The 18,056-nt window shown below is 69.0% G+C and carries 13 protein-coding genes; 6 read left to right on the top strand and 7 right to left on the bottom strand.

Features of this window, described 5'->3' with window-relative positions; genetic code table 11:
- The first annotated feature begins 19 nt into the window (after positions 1 to 19).
- Entirely contained in the window at positions 20 to 2,527 is a 2,508-nt protein-coding gene (locus EAO79_RS13495) for a DNA topoisomerase (ATP-hydrolyzing) subunit A (protein WP_124769304.1), read from the top strand.
- 92 nt (positions 2,528 to 2,619) lie between these two features.
- Here the strand turns inward: EAO79_RS13495 and EAO79_RS13490 are convergent, their stop codons facing one another.
- The gene (locus EAO79_RS13490; RefSeq protein ID WP_241160881.1) at positions 2,620 to 4,698 is read right to left on the bottom strand and encodes a type IIA DNA topoisomerase subunit B; all 2,079 of its coding nucleotides are present in this window, start codon (positions 4,696 to 4,698) and stop codon (positions 2,620 to 2,622) included.
- A gap of 231 nt (positions 4,699 to 4,929) precedes the next feature.
- Here EAO79_RS13490 and EAO79_RS13485 point away from each other — a divergent pair, with 231 nt between their 5' ends.
- Complete coding sequence (locus EAO79_RS13485) at positions 4,930 to 5,160, top strand: hypothetical protein (RefSeq protein ID WP_079705880.1); 231 nt, start codon at positions 4,930 to 4,932, stop codon at positions 5,158 to 5,160.
- 107 nt (positions 5,161 to 5,267) lie between these two features.
- Here the strand turns inward: EAO79_RS13485 and EAO79_RS13480 are convergent, their stop codons facing one another.
- The 5 genes from EAO79_RS13480 to EAO79_RS13460 all read right to left on the bottom strand — a co-directional run bounded on the left by EAO79_RS13480 (position 5,268) and on the right by EAO79_RS13460 (position 11,029).
- On the bottom strand, positions 5,268 to 6,017 hold the full coding sequence (locus EAO79_RS13480; RefSeq protein ID WP_124769302.1) for a glutamine amidotransferase: 750 nt from the start codon (positions 6,015 to 6,017) through the stop codon (positions 5,268 to 5,270).
- On the bottom strand, positions 6,014 to 7,276 hold the full coding sequence (locus EAO79_RS13475; RefSeq protein ID WP_079705878.1) for a MurT ligase domain-containing protein: 1,263 nt from the start codon (positions 7,274 to 7,276) through the stop codon (positions 6,014 to 6,016). Before EAO79_RS13475 ends, EAO79_RS13480 begins: the two co-directional genes overlap by 4 nt.
- Before the next feature lie 4 nt (positions 7,277 to 7,280).
- The gene (locus tag EAO79_RS13470; protein WP_079706303.1) at positions 7,281 to 8,603 is read right to left on the bottom strand and encodes an RNA polymerase sigma factor; all 1,323 of its coding nucleotides are present in this window, start codon (positions 8,601 to 8,603) and stop codon (positions 7,281 to 7,283) included.
- A 185-nt stretch (positions 8,604 to 8,788) separates the two neighbouring features.
- The gene (locus tag EAO79_RS13465) at positions 8,789 to 10,096 is read right to left on the bottom strand and encodes a nitrate/nitrite transporter (RefSeq protein WP_124769301.1); all 1,308 of its coding nucleotides are present in this window, start codon (positions 10,094 to 10,096) and stop codon (positions 8,789 to 8,791) included.
- Between the two features lie 9 nt (positions 10,097 to 10,105).
- Positions 10,106 to 11,029 (bottom strand): proteasome assembly chaperone family protein, encoded by a 924-nt coding sequence (locus EAO79_RS13460; RefSeq protein WP_079705876.1) that lies wholly within the window; start codon positions 11,027 to 11,029, stop codon positions 10,106 to 10,108.
- Between the two features lie 120 nt (positions 11,030 to 11,149).
- Between EAO79_RS13460 and EAO79_RS13455 the strand changes: the two genes are divergently transcribed.
- The 3 genes from EAO79_RS13455 (at position 11,150) to EAO79_RS13445 (ending at position 15,646) form a co-directional block, all read left to right on the top strand.
- The gene (locus EAO79_RS13455) at positions 11,150 to 12,652 is read left to right on the top strand and encodes a leucyl aminopeptidase (RefSeq protein ID WP_124769300.1); all 1,503 of its coding nucleotides are present in this window, start codon (positions 11,150 to 11,152) and stop codon (positions 12,650 to 12,652) included.
- Between the two features lie 95 nt (positions 12,653 to 12,747).
- A complete protein-coding gene (lpdA, locus tag EAO79_RS13450; RefSeq protein ID WP_064293772.1) occupies positions 12,748 to 14,121 on the top strand; it encodes a dihydrolipoyl dehydrogenase in 1,374 nt (457 codons plus the stop codon).
- Between the two features lie 61 nt (positions 14,122 to 14,182).
- Positions 14,183 to 15,646, top strand: coding sequence for a 2-oxo acid dehydrogenase subunit E2 (locus EAO79_RS13445; RefSeq protein ID WP_124769299.1), 1,464 nt, complete (start codon positions 14,183 to 14,185; stop codon positions 15,644 to 15,646).
- Positions 15,647 to 15,676: 30 nt separating this feature from the next.
- Here the strand turns inward: EAO79_RS13445 and EAO79_RS13440 are convergent, their stop codons facing one another.
- On the bottom strand, positions 15,677 to 17,194 hold the full coding sequence (locus EAO79_RS13440; RefSeq protein WP_164486945.1) for a hypothetical protein: 1,518 nt from the start codon (positions 17,192 to 17,194) through the stop codon (positions 15,677 to 15,679).
- A 131-nt stretch (positions 17,195 to 17,325) separates the two neighbouring features.
- Between EAO79_RS13440 and EAO79_RS13435 the strand changes: the two genes are divergently transcribed.
- Positions 17,326 to 18,030 (top strand): DUF4191 domain-containing protein, encoded by a 705-nt coding sequence (locus EAO79_RS13435; RefSeq protein ID WP_071260054.1) that lies wholly within the window; start codon positions 17,326 to 17,328, stop codon positions 18,028 to 18,030.
- Positions 18,031 to 18,056 lie beyond the last annotated feature (26 nt).

Genomic DNA, 18,056 nt, shown 5'->3' with positions numbered 1-18,056 from the left:
CCCTCAGCAGAGACACGGAATGACCCGCCAACCACAGACCCCGCCGACGGAGACCAGTGGCGAGCGCATCGAGGACATCGATGTCTCGTCGGAGATGCAGACCTCCTTCCTGGAGTACGCCTATTCGGTCATCTACGCCCGCGCCCTCCCCGACGCGCGCGACGGCCTGAAGCCGGTGCAGCGCCGCATCCTCTACCAGATGACCGAGATGGGCCTGCGACCCGATCGTGGCCACGTGAAGTCGGCCCGCGTCGTCGGCGAAGTGATGGGGAAGCTGCACCCGCACGGCGACACGGCGATCTACGACGCACTCGTCCGCCTCGCACAGCCCTTCACGCTCCGCGTCCCGCTCATCGACGGGCACGGGAACTTCGGCTCGCTCGACGACGGACCTGCCGCGCCGCGGTACACGGAGGCCCGGCTCGACGCCGCTGCACTCGCCCTGACGGCCGACCTCGACGAGGACGTCGTCGACTTCGTCCCGAACTACGACAACCAGTTCATGCAGCCCGAGGTCCTTCCGGCCGCGTTCCCGAACCTCCTCGTGAACGGCGCCAGTGGCATCGCGGTCGGTATGGCGACCAACATGGCGCCGCACAACCTCGTCGAGGTGATCGGTGCCGCTCGGCACCTCATCGCGCATCCTCAGGCCACCCTCGAAGACCTGATGGAGTTCGTCCCGGGTCCCGACCTCCCCTCGGGCGGCACGATCGTCGGTCTGGACGGCATCAAGGACGCCTACGCCACCGGGCGCGGCTCATTCAAGACCCGCGCGAAGGTCTCCGTCGAGCCGGTCACCGCGCGCAAGACCGGCCTGGTCATCACCGAACTGCCCTACCTGGTGGGTCCGGAGAAGATCATCGAGAAGATCAAGGACGGTGTCAGCTCCAAGAAGCTCAACGGCATCTCCGACGTCACCGACCTGACGGACCGCATCCACGGGCTCCGCCTCGTGATCGGGATCAAGACCGGCTTCTCCCCCGAGGCCGTCCTGGAGCAGCTCTACCGCTACACGCCCCTCGAGGACTCCTTCAGCATCAACAACGTCGCGCTCGTCGACGGCGGCCCGCAGACGCTCGGCCTCCGGGAACTGCTGCAGGTGTACGTCGACCACCGCATCAGCGTGGTCACCCGCCGGAGCAGGTTCCGGTTGGCGAGACGGAAGGAACGCCTCCACCTCGTGGAGGGGCTCCTCATCGCCATCCTCGACATCGACGAGGTCATCCAGGTCATCCGCGCGAGCGACGACTCCGAACAGGCCCGCGCGAGGCTCATCGAGGTCTTCGACCTCTCGCAGCTGCAGGCCGAGTACATCCTCGAACTCCGTCTCCGACGACTCACCAAGTTCTCGCGGATCGAACTCGAGTCCGAGCGCGACAAGCTGCTGGCGGAGATCGCCGAACTCGAGCGGTTGCTCGGGAGCCAGCGACTCATCCGCGCCGCGGTCTCCGCAGAGCTCGCCGCTGCGGCCGAGCAGTTCGGCACACCGCGCCGGACCATGCTGACGAATGCCAAGCCGAGCGTCGCGACGACCGGCCGAGGGAAGAGCGCACCGGTGCTCGAGCTCGCCGACACCCCGTGCCGCGTCTACCTCAGCGCGACCGGACGGGCGCTCCGCGTCGACCTCGAGCAGGACGCACCCGCACCACGACCCGGTCGGCGGAGCAAGCACGATGCGATCCTGAGTGTCGTCGAGACCACGAGCCGCACCGAACTCGGTGCGGTCACGAGCCTCGGTCGCGTCATCCGGTTCACCCCGCTCGACCTCCCCGCGGTGCCGGCGGCCTCCATCCAGCTCGCGGCCGGCGTCCGGATGGGCGAGTACCTGTCGCTCCCGAACCGTGACGAGCGCGTGCTGGCGATCGTCTCGCTGACCTCGGAGCAGCCGATCGTGCTGGGATCCGAGACCGGCGTCGTCAAGCGGGTCATCCCCGGCGACCTGCCGAACAAGCCGGACTTCGAGGTCATCACGCTCAAGCCGCGCGACCACGTCGTCGGGGCCACCCAGGTCGGCGACGACGCGGAACTCGTCTTCGTCGCCTCCGATGCACAACTGCTCCGTTTCGCCGCGACGTCCGTCCGTCCGCAGGGGCGGGCCGCGGGTGGCATGGCCGGCATCAACCTGGCGGCCGGTGCGAAGGTCATCTCGTTCACGGCGGTCCTGCCCACCGACGACGTCGTCGTCGTGACCGTCGCGACCAATTCGCTGACGCTCGCCGGAACGGACACCGGGAGCGCGAAGGTGTCGGAGTTCTCCGAGTTCCCCGCCAAGGGTCGTGCGACCGGCGGTGTCCGGTCGCAGCGCTTCCTGAAGGGCGAGGACCAGCTGGCCGTCGCGTGGGTCGGCGCCGCTCCGGCGCACGCCGTCGGGACGGACGGGACACCGCGGACGCTCCCGGAGGTCGGTGCGAAGCGCGATGCCTCAGGGGTGCCGCTCGACGCCCCCGTCGGGTTCATCGGTGGCGCGATCACCGCACCGGCTGCACCGGCGACGGACGACGCAGTAGCGAACGACGAATCGTCCTGATCGGAGCTGCACACTGACGAAGGCCCGGACTGAGCGCACTGCTCGATCCGGGCCTTCGTCGTCGGTCCTGCTTCTCGGTGGACGACCGACGATCAGACGTCGATGCTCTCCCGCGACAGCCGGTCGGAGCTGTCGACGATGAACTCCTTGCGCGGGGCGACGTCGTTGCCCATGAGGAGTTCGAAGATCCGTCCGGCCGATTCCGCATCCTCGACCCGGACACGGCGCAGCGTCCGGTGACGGCGGTCCATGGTGGTCGTGGCCAGCTGGTCGGCGTCCATCTCGCCCAGGCCCTTGTAGCGCTGGATCGGTTCCTGGTGCTTCTTGCCGGTGCGCTTGAGGTCGCTCAGCACCGCATGCAGTTCGGCTTCGGAGTAGGTGTAGATCGTCTCGTTCGGCTTGGAGCCGGGGTTGATGACGATGACGCGGTGGAGCGGCGGTACTGCGGCGAACACGCGACCCGCTTCGATCAGCGGCCGCATGTACCGGAAGAAGAGGGTGAGCAGGAGCGTCCGGATGTGGGCGCCGTCGACGTCGGCGTCGCTCATGAGGATGATCTTGCCGTAGCGGGCGGCGTCGAGATCGAACGATCGTCCGGAGCCCGCGCCGATGACCTGGATGATGGACGCGCACTCGGTGTTCGACAGCATGTCGGAGACGGAGGCCTTCTGCACGTTGAGGATCTTGCCTCGGATCGGGAGCAGCGCCTGGTAGGAGCTGTCTCGAGCGAGCTTCGCCGTGCCCAGTGCCGAGTCGCCCTCGACGATGAAGAGTTCGCTGGACTCGAGGTTGCCCGAGCGGCAGTCGACCAGCTTGGCCGGGAGCGACGAGTTCTCGAGCGCGTTCTTGCGGCGTTGTGTCTCCTTGTGGGTCCGCGCGGAGATCCGGGACTTCATCTCGGACACGATCTTCTCGAGCACGAGCGCGGTCTGCGCCTTGTCGTCGCGCTTGGTCGAGGCGAACCGCTCCTTGAGCTCCTTCGTGACGACGTTGGCGACGATGGCGCGGACGGCCGGCGTGCCGAGGATCTCCTTCGTCTGGCCCTCGAACTGCGGCTCGGCGAGGCGCACCGTCAGCACGGCCGTGAGGCCGGCGAGGACGTCGTCCTTCTCGAGCTTGTCCGTGCCGACCTTGAGTCGACGGGCGTTCTGCTCGACCTGGGCGCGGAGGAACTTCAGGAGGCCCTGATCGAATCCGAGTTGGTGCGTGCCGCCCTTCGGCGTGGCGATGATGTTGACGAAGCTGCGCATGACCGTCTCGTACCCGGTACCCCACCGCAGCGCGATGTCGACCTCCGCCTCGCGCTCCACCTCGGTGGCGACCATGGTGCCCGACGGCGACAGCACCGGGACGGTCTCGGTGAACGTGCCACTGCCGGTGAGGCGCCAGGTGTCGGTGAGTGCGGTGTCGCCCGCGAGGTAGTCGACGAACTCGGAGATGCCGCCCTCGTAGCGGAACATCGCCTCCGTCGGCTCCTCGACGGTCTCGTCGCGGATGTGGATCCCGAGACCCTTGATGAGGAAGGCGGTCTGGCGCGCGCGGCCGAGGAGCTCCTCGGCCTGGAACTGGGCGCCCTTCGTGAAGATCTGGCGGTCGGCCCAGTAGCGGATCCGGGTGCCGGTCACGCCGCGCTTCGTCTTGCCGATGACGCGGAGCTCGCTCTGCTTCTCGAACGGCGTGAACGGTGCGTCCGGGGTCGGCTCCCCCGTGTCGGCGAAGATCCCCGGCTCACCGCGGTGGAACGACATGGCGTAGGTCTTGCCGCCGCGATCCACCTCGACGTCGAGTCGCTCGGACAGGGCGTTGACGACGGATGCGCCGACGCCGTGCAGGCCGCCGGACGCGGCGTACGAACCGCCGCCGAACTTCCCGCCGGCGTGGAGCTTGGTGAAGACGACCTCGACACCGGAGAGGCCGGTCTTCGGCTCGATGTCCACCGGGATGCCACGCGCGTGGTCGCGCACCTCGACGCTCTGATCGGCGTGGAGGACGATCTCGATCTGATCGCCGTACCCGCCGAGGGCCTCGTCGACGGAGTTGTCGATGATCTCCCAGAGGCAGTGCATGAGGCCGCGCGAGTCGGTCGAACCGATGTACATGCCCGGTCGCTTGCGCACCGCCTCGAGGCCTTCGAGGACGGAGAGATGCCTGGCGGAGTAGTCGCTGCTCACGCTTCCCAGCGTAGTCGTCGGCACCGACACGCCGACGGAGACACTCGGCGCGTGATCGCCCGGACCCGCTCGACGGCGCGTTGTCGCGGGCCGTCGACCCATCCGGCTGCACGGTTGATCCGAATCATCTACGCGCACAGCGAAAAGAACACGGAATGGGACCCCGTTGTGACAATCGCGTGCTTTCATGAGTACTACGAGTTTCGTAGCCGCCCGAGTCAGGAGGAGCACATGTCACAGACTGCTACCGAGAGCACGCCGAGTGACCTCGACGCCCAGCAACTGACTGCCGCCGATCGTTGCGATCTGTGCGGAGCACAGGCCTACATCCGCGTGCAGATGAACAGCGGTGAGCTGCTGTTCTGCGCGCACCACGGCAAGAAGTACCAGGAGAAGCTGACGCAGGTCGCGACCGACTGGCACGACGAGTCCGCGCGACTCTTCAACGAGCAGCGCGCCTAGTCCACCGGCATCACGATGAAGGGCCCCGGATCCGAGATCCGGGGCCCTTCGTCATGTCATCGAGGAAGCGCGGTCTCAGACCAGCGCGGGCTCGATCGCGCGCGGACTCAGGCGAGCGCCGAGACGATCTGCGCTCTGGCGTTGGCGGCGATCTCGTCGAGGGCGTGGAGTTCCGGTGATTCGTCGAGCATCGACGTGCCCCCGGCGACCGTGATCGCCAGACGGAGCAGCCGATCGGCCAGTTCCGGGTTCTTGGCGAGGACGGGACCGTGCAGGTGGGTTCCGACGAAGGGTCCGACCAGCGCACCCTCCGTGCCGTCGCCGTTGCCTCGTCCGTGCTGCACGGTGCCGATCGACTCGACGCCCGTCCCGGCTCGGAAGTCCCGCCCGTGGTTCTCGTACCCGACGAGTACCGGGGCGTCGAGCTCGAGGCGGCCGCTCGGCACGACGGCGAGGTCGTCGCTCGCCCGCGTACGCCGCAACGGGGCGTCGCCCTCGATGATGGCGAGGCCCTCGACCCAGCTCCCCGGTACCAGCTCGAGCCGGCGAGTGAGGAGCTTCCATCCGTTGGCGACCGCGAGGACGGGCACGCCGGCCTCCACCCAGGCGATGAACGCGTCGCGGAACGGCCGGAGCGCCTCGAGCACCTGTGGCGCCGACGGGTCGTCGCACGACCCGAGGACGACCGCGTGGACCGTGCTCGGGAGCTCGGCGACCGACTCGACCGGGACGAGCTCGACGGCGAGGCCACGCGCGCGGGCCCGGCGAGCGAGGACCGCGCCGTTCTCGGCATCGCCGTTCACATTGCAGCTCGAGGGCAGGAGGACGGCGATGGTGGTCGTCGGCTCGGTCGTCATGCGTCGTCCTGATCGTTCGAAGCGAGGCCGAGGTGCGCGCGGGTACGGCGCATCGAGTCGGCGGTGAAGATCACGGTCTTCCGACCGTGTGCTGGCGCAGGGAGGGCGAGGAACGCGTCCAACGCCGTGCCGAGGTCCGGTTCGATCCGGTCGATCTCGACGCCGTCGTAGCCCAGCTGCAGCGCGGCCTCCCAGGCCTTGGACCCCGACACGAGCGCCACACGACCGAGCCTGGACGTGTCGACCGGCCAGAGGTACGAGGGATCGCGGACGTCGCTCCCGACGGCCACCAGGATCTGCTCGGTGTCGGCCGCCAGGCTGTCGACGTTGAGCTGATAGCTCGCGGGGTTCTGGACGAGGACGAACTCGACCTCGACACCGCGGACGGTCGTCACCTCACCGCGGCCGAACACCGGCGTGAGCGCGCGGAACGACTCCGCCGCGGTGGTGAGCTGGAACTCGGGACCGAGGATCGCGGCGGCGCCGGAGAGGGCTGCGGCCGCATCCACGGCGTAGTGCACGCCACGAGCCGGCAGACGGAACCGGACGGTCTCGCCGCGGTGGGCGATGGACACCAGGTCGCCGTCGAGGGCTTCGACGACGGTTCCGGAACCGGGGTCGACCCGATCGGACGAGGTCGTGCTGTACCCGAGGCCGCGTGCGCTGGCGCCGAGCACGGCCGTCGAGACGCCGTACCGCCATCGCGTCGCGTCGCTGCCTGGCGCGACGGCGTCGACGAGCGCGTCATCGCCGTTCAGGACGAGCGACGTGCTCGATCGGGCAGCGATCGCGTCGAGCATGCGCGCCACCATGGCAGCGTCGTGGAAGCGGTCGATCTGGTCGACGGACACGTTGGTCAGGATGACGTGGGCGGGCGCGAGCCGCGGCGCGATGAGCGCGCCGTGTCCTTCGTCCATCTCGAGCACCCCGAGCTCGGCGTCGATCCGGCCGCGGAGGTCGGCTCGTTCGAGGAGAGCCGAAGTGAGGCCCTGGGAGATGTTCGCCGTGGACGGGTTCGTGAAGACCGACACGCCGTGGGCACGCAGGATGCCGACGAGCATCTTGGTCGTCGTGGACTTCCCGCTCGAGCCGCTCACGATCACGAGACCACGCGGGAAGGCGTTCAACGTGTCGGGGAGGAACCCGGGCGCGATGCGGTTGACCACGAGGCCGGGAACAGCCGATCCCCCGCCCGGCTTGCGCAGCCTGGCGAGGAATCGGACGGCACGACCGGCGAGGATGGCCGGGGCGTAGCGCATGCTCCTACTCGAGGTAGTCGCGGAGCGACTGGGATCGGCTCGGGTGACGCAGTTTCGCCATGGTCTTCGACTCGATCTGCCGGATCCGCTCACGGGTGACCCCGAAGGTGTCGCCGATCTGGTCGAGCGTCTTGGGCATGCCGTCGCCGAGGCCGAAGCGCATCCGGATGACGCCCGCTTCCCGCTCGGAGAGCGAGTCGAGGAGCGACTCCAGCTGCTTCTGCAGCATGGTGAAGCTGACGGCGTCGGCCGGCACTACCGCCTCGGTGTCCTCGATGAGGTCGCCGAACTCGCTGTCGCCGTCCTCGCCGAGGGGCGTGTGCAGCGAGATGGGCTCGCGGCCGTACTTCTGGACCTCGATGACCTTCTCAGGCGTCATGTCGAGTTCGCGGCTGAGCTCCTCGGGCGTGGGCTCGCGGCCCAGGTCCTGCAGCATCTGCCGCTGGACGCGGGCGAGCTTGTTGATGACCTCGACCATGTGCACCGGGATGCGGATGGTGCGTGCCTGGTCGGCCATGGCGCGCGTGATGGCCTGACGGATCCACCAGGTCGCGTAGGTGGAGAACTTGAAGCCCTTGGTGTAGTCGAACTTCTCGACCGCACGGATGAGGCCGAGGTTGCCCTCCTGGATGAGGTCGAGGAACTGCATGCCGCGGCCCGTGTACCGCTTGGCGAGGCTCACGACGAGTCGGAGGTTCGCCCCGAGGAGGTGGCTCTTGGCGCGGGCACCGTCCTTCGCGACCCACTGGAGCTCACGGCCGACTCGCGAGCGCTTCTCGAGGTCGGAGAGCTGGGCGAGTTTGTCCTCGGCGAAGAGGCCCGCCTCGATGCGCATCGCGAGTTCGACCTCTTCGGCCGCGTTGAGGAGCGCGACCTTACCGATCTGCTTCAGGTAGTCCTTGACGGGGTCGGCGGTGGCGCCGGTGATCGCGGCCGAGTACACCGGGATCTCGTCGTCGTCGCTGTTGGAGAGCACGAGTGCGTCGGTGGGGAGGGTGATCTCCGGCACGGACTTGTCGTCCTCCTCCTCGACCGCCTCGGTGGCGTCGCCTGCGGGCGCGTCGACCACGGCGTCGTCGGCGACGACCTCGACGACGACGTCCTCGTCGTCCGTGCCCTCATCGGGCTCCGTGCTCGACTTCGTGCCCGCCTTGGCGCGGGTGGCCTTCTTGGGAGCAGCCTTCGCTCGGGTCGTGGTGGCCTTGGTGGTCCGAGCCTTCGCTGCGGGAGCCTCCGTGGCCTCGTCTGCTGGCGCTGCTTCGTCTGCGCGAGCCGTCTTGGTGGCCATAGCTGCACCTTCCTGTTCGGACCCGGCATGGACAGTCATCGCCGGATCGTCCGTGATTTCGGACATTACGAGGACCCATGTCAAGTCTTGGTGCAGTGCAACCCGAAAAGGGCCGCCGACATTCCGAGAGGTGAACGGGTCCGTGTTCCATTATAGCGCGCGCCGGAAGACCTCAGAGCCACAGGCCGTTTGTCAAGGGTGGGATCAGGGGACGAAGCGAACGCTCAGCGACGGCGCCCGAGCCTCGCTCGGACCGCGATCCACAGCGGACCGACGGCGATGCCCTCGTCCTCGGCGAAGCGTCGCCGCGTGCGGGACCGTGCGACGAGCAGCATCGCGACCCCGAACCCGACCACCAAGTACTGGACGGAGAAGGCGATCCGGAAGCTGTCCATGGAATAGTCGGCACGGGATCCCCCGCTGACCGCGTCGATGATGAGACCGATGAGGAACATCATGACGAAGCTGGCGAGGAACCCACCGACGTTCACGATGCCGTTCGCCCCGCCGAGCGCGCGGATGGGGTTGAAGGTGCGGGCGAAGTCGAACCCGATGAGTGAACCGGGGCCACCGACCCCGACCACGACGAACAGGACGATCACGAGCCACATCGGTGGGACGCCCGGCCAGAGGAGGAGTGCGGCCCAGGCGACGCCCATGACCGTCACGATCCCGAGCACGAGGTTGCTCCGCCGGTAGGGGAACCGGGCGGTGAGCACCCCGAGGATGGGTCCGGCGATCATGCCGGAGACCACGATCACGATGAGCAACGATGCGGCGAGGGGCTGCGGGTAGCCGAGGGCGTAGACCATGAACGGGAAGCCCCAGAGGAGCGTGAGGACGGTACCGGAGGACTGGGTGACGAAGTGCGACCAGAACCCGAGACGCGTCCCTGGCCGACGCAGACTGATGACGACCTCGCGGACGACGTGGCCCCAGGTCTCGGGGCGCGGCGCCTCGTCGGAACCGGACGGCCGGTCGCGGACGACGATCAACACCCCGACGAGCGCCAGGAGGACGAGTCCGGCCGCACTGAGGAACGCCGGCGACCAGCCGAAGGCGTGCAGGACGAAGGAGAACGGCACCGCCGAGAGGATCTGTCCGATCTGCCCGATGTTGCCGACCCACTGCGAGACGATCGGCACCCGACGGGTGGGGAACCAGGAGTTCACGAGCCGCAACACGGAGGTGAACACCGCGGCGTCGCCGAGGCCGACCAGCATCCGGCCCACGATCGCGCCGCCGAGTTCGGTCGTGAGCCCCAGCCAGACCTGGCCCGCCATGACGACCGTCAGCCCCGCGATGATCAGGACGCGAGGTCCGAGGCGGTCGATGAGTACCCCGACCGGGACCTGCATCGCGGCGTACACGATGAGCTGCGCGACGGCGAGGGTCGACAGCGCGGCGGCGTCGATCTGGAACCGCTCAGTGGCGTCCACCGCTGCCACGCCGAGCGTCGACCGCTGCATGACGGTGATGAGGTAGGCGAACACGCCGACGCCGAACACCCACCAGACGCGTCGAGATCCCACCGATCCAGCTTAGGTGGTCGAGCGGTCCTCGTCGCCGTGGCGCCGGCTCGCGAGGAACTTCTCGAGCTCCGCGGCGATCTCGTCGGCCGTCGGAAGCGCCCCGTCGATGTCGGTGAGCGGCGACTTCGGCGAGTTGTCGGCCATGTAGGCGTCGTACCGCTCCTCGAGCGTCGTGACCAGCTGGCCGAGCTCGTGGTTGGTCCCGACCTGCTCGTCGATCTTGACGAGGAAGTCGCGGCTGTCCTCGCGGAGGCGGTCCGTGGGGAAGATGAGGCCGGTCGCCGCGCTGAGGCTCTCGATCGCCGTGATCGCCGCGGCCGGGAACTCCGTGTCGGCGAGGTAGTGCGGAACGAGGAGCACGAAGGCCGCGATGCTGTCGCCGCGCTCGTAGAGGCGGTACTCGAGGAGGTGGAGCACGTTGGACGGTACCTGGGTGCGGGGGCGCCAGACCGAGAGCGACTCGATGAGGTCGAACCGGTTGCCGCTGACGGTGACGCCGATCGGCCTGGTGTGCGGGACCGGCATCGGGATGGCGTGCACCCACGTGGTGTCGCTGACCCGGAAGCGGTCGACGAGCTCGAGCACGGCTGCGACGAAGCGGTCCCAGAGGAAGTCGGGCTCGAAACCGGTGAGCAGGAGGAACGGCGACCCGAGCTCGTCGTGGGCGAGCGACAGGGTCAGCCGAGGTGGCCGGTACTCCGTCAAGTGGTCCTGGTCGAACGAGATGATCGGCCGGCGGGCCCGGTAGTCGAGCAGGACGTCGGCGTCGAACTCGGCGATGACCGTCGTGTCGAGGACGTCGTCGAGGTAGGCGTTCAGCTGCCCGACCGCGCCGCCGGCGTCGGAGAACCCGGTGAGGCCCGCGACGAGGTGGAGGCCGGCGGGGATGTCGATCTCCGGGTGCACCTCGTAGAGGTCGTCAGGCGTAGGCATGGTTCAACTCTAAACGGGGGTGTCGCAGCGCCCTTCCTCTCCGAGCGTCGGTGGTACCGCCGAGAGCGAACACCGCCGGCCCCGCCTCGGACCGGAACGGCACGTGCCTACGATGGAGGCATGACGATCCCTGTGCTCTCCGTGTTGTCCGCCGCCGTCGAGGGAGTCGAGGCCGAGCTGCTCGTCCTCGCGGTGAGGAAGGGCGACGACGGACCGGAGCTCCTGGCGCCCGATGTCTACGCGCCGCTTGCGGACGAGCTGCGCGCCTCCGGGGTCACGGGGTCCGAAGACCAGGTGCGACGCCTCCCGGACCGGTTCGGCGCGGCCTCCGGTCTCGTGCTGGTCGGCCTCGGTCCGGATGCGGACGATGCGGCCTTCCGACGAGCCGCGGGTGCAGTGACCCGGACGATCGACGGCCAGGCCTCGATCGCGTTCGCGTTGACGGAGGAGATGGCCGCCGCCGCCGAAGCCGTCCTCGAGGGGGCGGCCATCGGCGCCTACCGCTACACCGCGTCGCGCGGTGTCGGATCCGCGCAGCCACCGACACCGCTCGAGCAGATCACCGTCGTCGTCCCGTCGACCGTGGACGCACCGGATGCCGGGCTCGCGCAGCACGCCACCGCGGTCGCCGAGGCCATCGAGCTCGTGAAGGACCTGGTCAACACGCCCCCGAACGAGCTCTACCCGGCGACCTTCGCCGACGCGGCCCGAGCAGCGGTCGACGGCCTCGACGTCGAGGTCGAGGAATGGGACGAGACCCGCTTGGCCGAGGACGGCTTCGGCGGCATCCTCGGCGTCGGGCAGGGTTCCTCGCGGCCTCCGCGACTCGTCAAGCTGAGCTACCACCCGGATGCCGCCAGGAGCCACCTGGCCCTCGTCGGGAAGGGCATCACCTTCGACAGCGGCGGCCTCTCCCTGAAGCCGCCGGTCTCGATGGTCGGCATGAAGTACGACATGACCGGCGCGGCGACCGTGCTCGCCGTCCTGGCCGCGGCCGCGCGTCTCGGGGTGCCCACCAGGCTGACCGCATGGCTCTGCCTCGCCGAGAACCTCCCGTCGGGCACGGCGATCCGGCCGAACGACGTCCTCACCATCCGGGGCGGACGCACGGTCGAGGTCACCAACACCGACGCCGAGGGCCGGCTGGTCCTCGCCGACGGACTCGTCGCCGCAGGCGAGGAGGGCCCGGACGCCATCATCGACGTGGCGACCCTCACGGGAGCGGCCGTGGTCGCGCTCGGCAACCGCTACACGGGCGTCATGGGCGACGCGTCGTTCGTCACCGACCTCATCGCGACCGGTTCCGGTGCGGACGAACTGTTCTGGCCGATGCCGTTCCCCGCGGAGCTGCGCAAGGTCCTCGACTCCGACGTCGCCGACCTCGCCAACGCGAAGCCCGGGACCACCGCGGGCGGCATGCTCGTCGCAGGCACGTTCCTGCAGGAGTTCATCGCCGACCGCACCGACGAGGAGGGCGTTACCACCCGCATCCCGTGGGCCCACCTGGACATCGCCGGGAGCGCGATGAACGGCGACGCCCCCTATGGCTTCACCGCCAAGGGCCCGACCGGCGTCGCGGTCCGCACCCTCCTCGCAATGGCCGAGGAGATTAGCCACCCGTAGTAAGGTCGGTGGGGGCGGTTCGACCCGCCTCGACGCCGCCGAACACACCACGACGGTTTCCGATCGACCACGAAGCACACACAAGGAGCAACGGAGTGTCCGAGCAGAATTTTGACCTGGTAGTCCTGGGAGGCGGAAGCGGCGGATACGCTGCGGCGTTGCGCGCTTCGCAGCTCGGCCTCACCGTCGGCATGATCGAGAAGGACAAGGTCGGCGGCACCTGCCTCCACCGCGGTTGCATCCCGACGAAGGCGCTGCTGCACTCCGCCGAGGTCGCGGACGCATCGCGCGAGTCGGAGAAGTACGGCGTCAAGTCCACCTTCGAAGGCATCGACATCGAGGGCGTCACGAAGTACCGCGAGGGCATCGTCGCGAAGAAGTACAAGGGACTCCAGGGCCTCGTGAAGGCCCGCGGCATCACCACCATCGAGGGTGAGGGCCGTCTGGTCTCCCCGACGAGCGTGCAGGTCGGCGACGACCTCATCACCGGCAAGAACGTGATCCTCGCGACGGGCTCGTACAGCCGCTCGCTCCCCGGTCTCGAGATCGGTGGCCGCGTCATCACGAGCGAGCAGGCGCTGCAGCTCGACTTCGTGCCGAAGAAGGTCGCCGTCCTCGGCGGCGGCGTGATCGGCGTCGAGTTCGCGAGCGTCTGGAAATCGTTCGGGACCGAGGTCACGATCATCGAGGCACTCCCCCACCTCGTCCCCAACGAGGACGAGTCGATCAGCAAGGCGCTCGAGCGCGCGTTCCGCAAGCGCGGCATCGAGTACTCGCTCGGCGTGCGGTTCCAGGGCGTCACCCAGGACGACTCGGGCGTGCACATCACGCTCGAGGACGGCAAGACGATCGACGCCGAGCTGCTGCTCGTCGCCGTCGGCCGTGGCCCGTCGACCGCCGGACTCGGCTTCGAGGAGGTCGGTGTCACCATCGACCGCGGCTTCGTCATCACCAACGACCGTCTCGAGACGAACATCCCCGGCCTCTACGCCGTCGGCGACATCGTCCCCGGCCTGCAGCTCGCGCACCGCGGCTTCCAGCAGGGCATCTTCGTGGCCGAGGAGATCGCCGGTCTCAAGCCGGTCATCATCGAGGACGTCAACATCCCGAAGGTCACCTACAGCGACCCCGAGATCGCGTCCGTCGGTCTCAGCGAGGCCAAGGCGGCCGAGCAGTACGGTGCCGACAACATCACGAGCTACGACTTCAACCTGGCCGGCAACGGCAAGAGCGAGATCATCGGCACGAGCGGCAACGTCAAGGTCATCCGCGTCAACGACGGCCCCGTCATCGGTGTGCACATGATCGGCGCCCGCGTCGGTGAGCTCATCGCCGAAGGTCAGCTCGCCGTCAACTGGGAGGCCTACCCCGAGGACATCGCGCCGCTGATCCACGCGCACCCCACGCAGAACGAGGCGCTCGGCGAAGCATTCCTCGCGCTCGCAGGCAAGCCCCTGCACGCGCTGTGACGCATTCCGAACACCCCAATAAGCTAGTGAACACACAACAGGTTTCAAAGGAGACAAGGTCATGAGCGAATCCGTCAGCCTCCCGGCACTCGGCGAGAGTGTCACCGAGGGTACGGTCACCCGCTGGCTGAAGAATGTCGGCGACACCGTGGAGGTCGACGAGCCGCTGCTCGAAGTGTCGACCGACAAGGTCGACACCGAGATCCCTTCGCCCGTCGCGGGTGTCATCGAAGCGATCCTCGTCCAGGAGGACGAGACCGTCGAGGTCGGCACCGCTCTCGTGACCATCGGTGATGGTTCGGGTGCGGCTGCTGCCGAGGAGCCCGCGCCCGCCGCGGAACCGGCTGCTGCCGAGCCCGCTCCGGCTGAGCCCGCTCCCGCGGCCGAGCCCGAGCCGGCACCTGCTGCCGCGCCGGCTCCCGCTGCTGCTCCGGCACCTGCTGCTGCTCCGGCGCCAGCTGCTGCTCCGGCACCTGCTGCTGCTCCGGCACCTGCTGCTGCTCCGGCACCTGCTGCTGCTCCGGCACCCGCTGCTGCGCCTGCTGCTCCGGCTCCCGCTGCTGCGCCTGCTGCTCCGGCTCCCGCTGCTGCGGCTCCGGCCGCCGCTTCGACGCCTGCCGCCGGCGGGGTCGTCAACTCCGGTTACGTCACCCCGCTGGTGCGTCGTCTCGCCAACCAGCACGGCGTCGACCTCAGCACGGTCACCGGCACCGGTGTCGGCGGACGTATCCGCAAGGAAGACGTCCTGCAGGCTCAGAGCGCCGGTGGCGCCACGGAGTCGCCCACTGCTCCGACGGTCCAGGTCTCCGAGCTGCGTGGCACGAGCAAGGCCATGTCGCGTCTGCGCAAGGTCGTCGCCGAGCGCGCCGTCGCTTCGATGCAGGGCACCGCCCAGCTGACGAGCGTCGTCGAGGTCGATGTCACGAAGGTCGCGGCACTCCGCACGGCCGTCAAGGACGAGTTCCTCGCCAAGACCGGCAACAAGCTGTCGTTCCTGCCGTTCTTCGCCCTTGCTGCCAGCGAGGCGCTCCAGACCTACCCGATCATCAACGCCACCGTCGACGGCGACCAGATCGTGTACCCGGAGACGGAGAACCTCGCGATCGCCGTGGACACCGAGCGTGGCCTGCTGACGCCGGTCATCCGCAACTCGGGCTCCAAGTCGATCGCCGAGCTCGGCGCCGAGATCGCCGATCTCGCGCAGCGGACTCGCGACAACAAGCTGCAGCCGGACGAGCTGTCGGGCGGCACGTTCACGCTGACCAACACCGGTTCGCGCGGCGCCCTGTTCGACACCCCGATCGTGTTCCTGCCGCAGTCGGCGATCCTCGGTACGGGTATCGTCACGAAGAAGCCGGTCGTCGTCACGGTCGACGGTGCAGACGCCATCGCGATCCGTTCGACGGTCTACCTCGCGCTCAGCTACGACCACCGCATCATCGACGGCGCGGACGCTGCACGCTTCCTCGTGCAGGTGAAGAACCGCCTCGAAGCAGGCGACTTCCGCGGCTCGCTCGGGATCTGATCCCGAACCGACCGCGCTGTGTCCTCCGCCTCATCCGGCGGTGAACACCTCCCGCAGACGCCAGCCCGTCTCGCCCCTCACCACGAGGAGCGTGACGGGCTGGCGTCGTCCTGCGGCGGCCTCGTCCGTCTCGGACGGCTCGGCCGTGCCGCGGAGGACCGCCGCGTCGCCCTGACGGTCGACGAGGTCCAGACTCGCCGCATCGATCGATCCGATCCCGACACCGAGGTGCTCGTCGTCGTCGAACGGGGACCCGCGTTCGACGGAGTCCCACACGCACCCCTCCTCCCCCGTCGTGCGGCACTGATCCCGTCGGCGGACGAGCTCGCGGGCCGCGGCCGCCGGATCGTCGCCGGTGACCACGTCGACGGCGTCGGCTTCGTCCGCCGGTGACGTCGGCGTCTCCACCGGCGGCGCAGTACCCGTGACCGGTTCGGGCGCCGGGCCGACCGAACCGGCCGGCGTCGGCGCGATCGCGGTGCTCGGGTCTTCGGACGGCAGGAACACCATCGCAGCCGACACCAGTGCCGCGGCCGCGCCCGCCGCTCCGATCACGAGTCGACGACGTCTCGGGCTGGATTCGACGGACGGCGTCGAGCGGGCCGCGGCCGTGACCCGTGTGCCTCGACCGGGTCGCCAGGCCAGACGATGACGCAGCGACGACGCGGGATGTCGTGACCGACGCCTCGATTCGACTGCGGCTCGTCGGGTCGGCGGGAGCGGAGCGGTCCGCTGCGCGCGATCGGCGGAAGCACGGATGGCATCGGCAGGTGATGCGGACGGCGGGTCGACGCGGTCGAGCAGGACCGGGAGCGGTCGTGCCAGGGCGTGGATCCGCTGTTGCAGTCGGTTGGCGATCTCGTGGTCGGCGAGTTCAGGCACGACGTCGGCCCAGGCCACGGTCGAGGGGGCCTCGTCGGGGTCGGCCGCCTGCAGGACACCGTCCATGAGCCCCGCGAACGCCGTCCAATCGGCAGCGAACGCCGGAGCGGTGCGGCCGAGCCCACCATCGATCGTCTGGTGGTCGACGGGAGCTGCGCCTGACCAGCCGGAGAGGATCGGTCGGCCGTCGTCGGCGAAGCGCACGGCCGAAGCGCTGATCGACCCGTGGCTGATCCCGGAGAGGTGCGCCGCGCGGATGGCGTCGACCAGTGGTGCCAGGATCGTGACGGCCTCACCGGGAGCGATCGACTCCCGGCGGCGCAGCAGTTCTCCCAACGTGCCGCCGGCGAGCCGCTCGACCAGTAGACACGGGAGCCCGGTGGCATCCTCGGCGATGTCGACGAGTCTCACGATGTGCGGGTGGTCGAGTCGGGACAGGATGGCCGCGCGACGCCAGAGGTTGCGTTCGGCGGCGTCCGCCCTCCCTCGGAGCAGCACGGCGTCGCCCGCCGGGGCGGCCTGGTCGGTACGTCCTCCACGCGCGGATCCGGCGTGGGCGAGCACCGTCGAGTAGGCCGTCCACTCCCGACCCTCACCCAAGCGCCGGACGAGACGACGGCCGGCAACCCGGGTTGTGGTGGCGGAGGGGTCTGGCAGTGTTTCCATAGCTCGATCCTCCGACACGGAACCCCATCCGGCGGCGTCGGCGCACGCGGCTGTGGACAAGGTCCCCGCGGCGGCGGCCTGTGGAGCAGAACGCAGCATCAGGAGCCTCCGTCACCGGCTATCCTGGGAGCATGGCTCAGAAGGACGCGCCCCCGGCGGCGCAGAAGGAACCAGGGCGGATCAAGCAGCTCTGGCAGGTGTTCCAGCTCACCCGTCGCCACGACAAGGCGGCGCAGTGGTTGATGCTCGGCGGCTTCATCCTGCCGGTGCTCATCGGTGTCGCGGTCGCGCTGCTGTTCTCGGCGGGCAACATCTTCGCGCTCGTCATGTGGATCATCGCGGGTGTGCTCGCCGGTATCCTCGCGGCCCTGTTCATCCTCACCCGGCGCGCGGACAAGGTCGTCTACACGCAGATCGAGGGTCGGCCGGGCGCGGTGGGCCAGGTGCTCCGTGCTGCTCCGCGCTCGTGGCAGACCAGTGAGATGCCCGTCGCCGTGAACCCGAAGACCCAGGACGCGATCTACCGGGCCGTGGGCCGTGGTGGCGTCGCACTGATCGCCGAAGGACCCCGATCGCGGACCTCGCGTCTGCTCGAGGACGAGAAGCGCAAGGTCACCCGCATCCTCCCGAACGTGCCGATCACGGTCTTCCACGTCGGCCCCGACGCCGACTCGGTGCAGCTCCGTCAGCTCTCCGGCGCCCTCCGGAAGGTCAAGAAGTCCTTGACCAACCCCGAGGTGCTCGCTGTCAGCAACCGTCTGTCCTCGTTCGGTACGCAGCTCCCCATCCCGAAGGGCGTCGACCCGATGCGGGTCCGCCCGCAGCGCGCGCGCTGACCCACCCACACCGCTCGGAACACCTC

Source organism: Plantibacter sp. PA-3-X8 (genome assembly GCF_003856975.1).
Taxonomy (GTDB): domain Bacteria; phylum Actinomycetota; class Actinomycetes; order Actinomycetales; family Microbacteriaceae; genus Plantibacter; species Plantibacter auratus.
The sequence above is the reverse complement of the archived record's forward strand: the minus strand, read 5'-3'. Positions and strand labels throughout refer to the sequence as shown.

What these genes read in the sequence shown, in the direction of transcription:
- EAO79_RS13495 (WP_124769304.1), top strand. Translation starts at nt 20, where the DNA reads ATGACCCGCCAACCACAGACCCCGCCGACGGAGACCAGTGGCGAGCGC.
- EAO79_RS13445 (WP_124769299.1), top strand. Translation starts at nt 14,183, where the DNA reads ATGAGCGAATCCGTCAGCCTCCCGGCACTCGGCGAGAGTGTCACCGAG.
- EAO79_RS13480 (WP_124769302.1), bottom strand. Translation starts at nt 6,017, where the DNA reads ATGACGACCGAGCCGACGACCACCATCGCCGTCCTCCTGCCCTCGAGC.
- EAO79_RS13470 (WP_079706303.1), bottom strand. Translation starts at nt 8,603, where the DNA reads ATGACTGTCCATGCCGGGTCCGAACAGGAAGGTGCAGCTATGGCCACC.
- EAO79_RS13455 (WP_124769300.1), top strand. Translation starts at nt 11,150, where the DNA reads ATGACGATCCCTGTGCTCTCCGTGTTGTCCGCCGCCGTCGAGGGAGTC.
- EAO79_RS13485 (WP_079705880.1), top strand. Translation starts at nt 4,930, where the DNA reads ATGTCACAGACTGCTACCGAGAGCACGCCGAGTGACCTCGACGCCCAG.
- EAO79_RS13475 (WP_079705878.1), bottom strand. Translation starts at nt 7,276, where the DNA reads ATGCGCTACGCCCCGGCCATCCTCGCCGGTCGTGCCGTCCGATTCCTC.
- EAO79_RS13440 (WP_164486945.1), bottom strand. Translation starts at nt 17,194, where the DNA reads ATGGAAACACTGCCAGACCCCTCCGCCACCACAACCCGGGTTGCCGGC.
- EAO79_RS13460 (WP_079705876.1), bottom strand. Translation starts at nt 11,029, where the DNA reads ATGCCTACGCCTGACGACCTCTACGAGGTGCACCCGGAGATCGACATC.
- EAO79_RS13435 (WP_071260054.1), top strand. Translation starts at nt 17,326, where the DNA reads ATGGCTCAGAAGGACGCGCCCCCGGCGGCGCAGAAGGAACCAGGGCGG.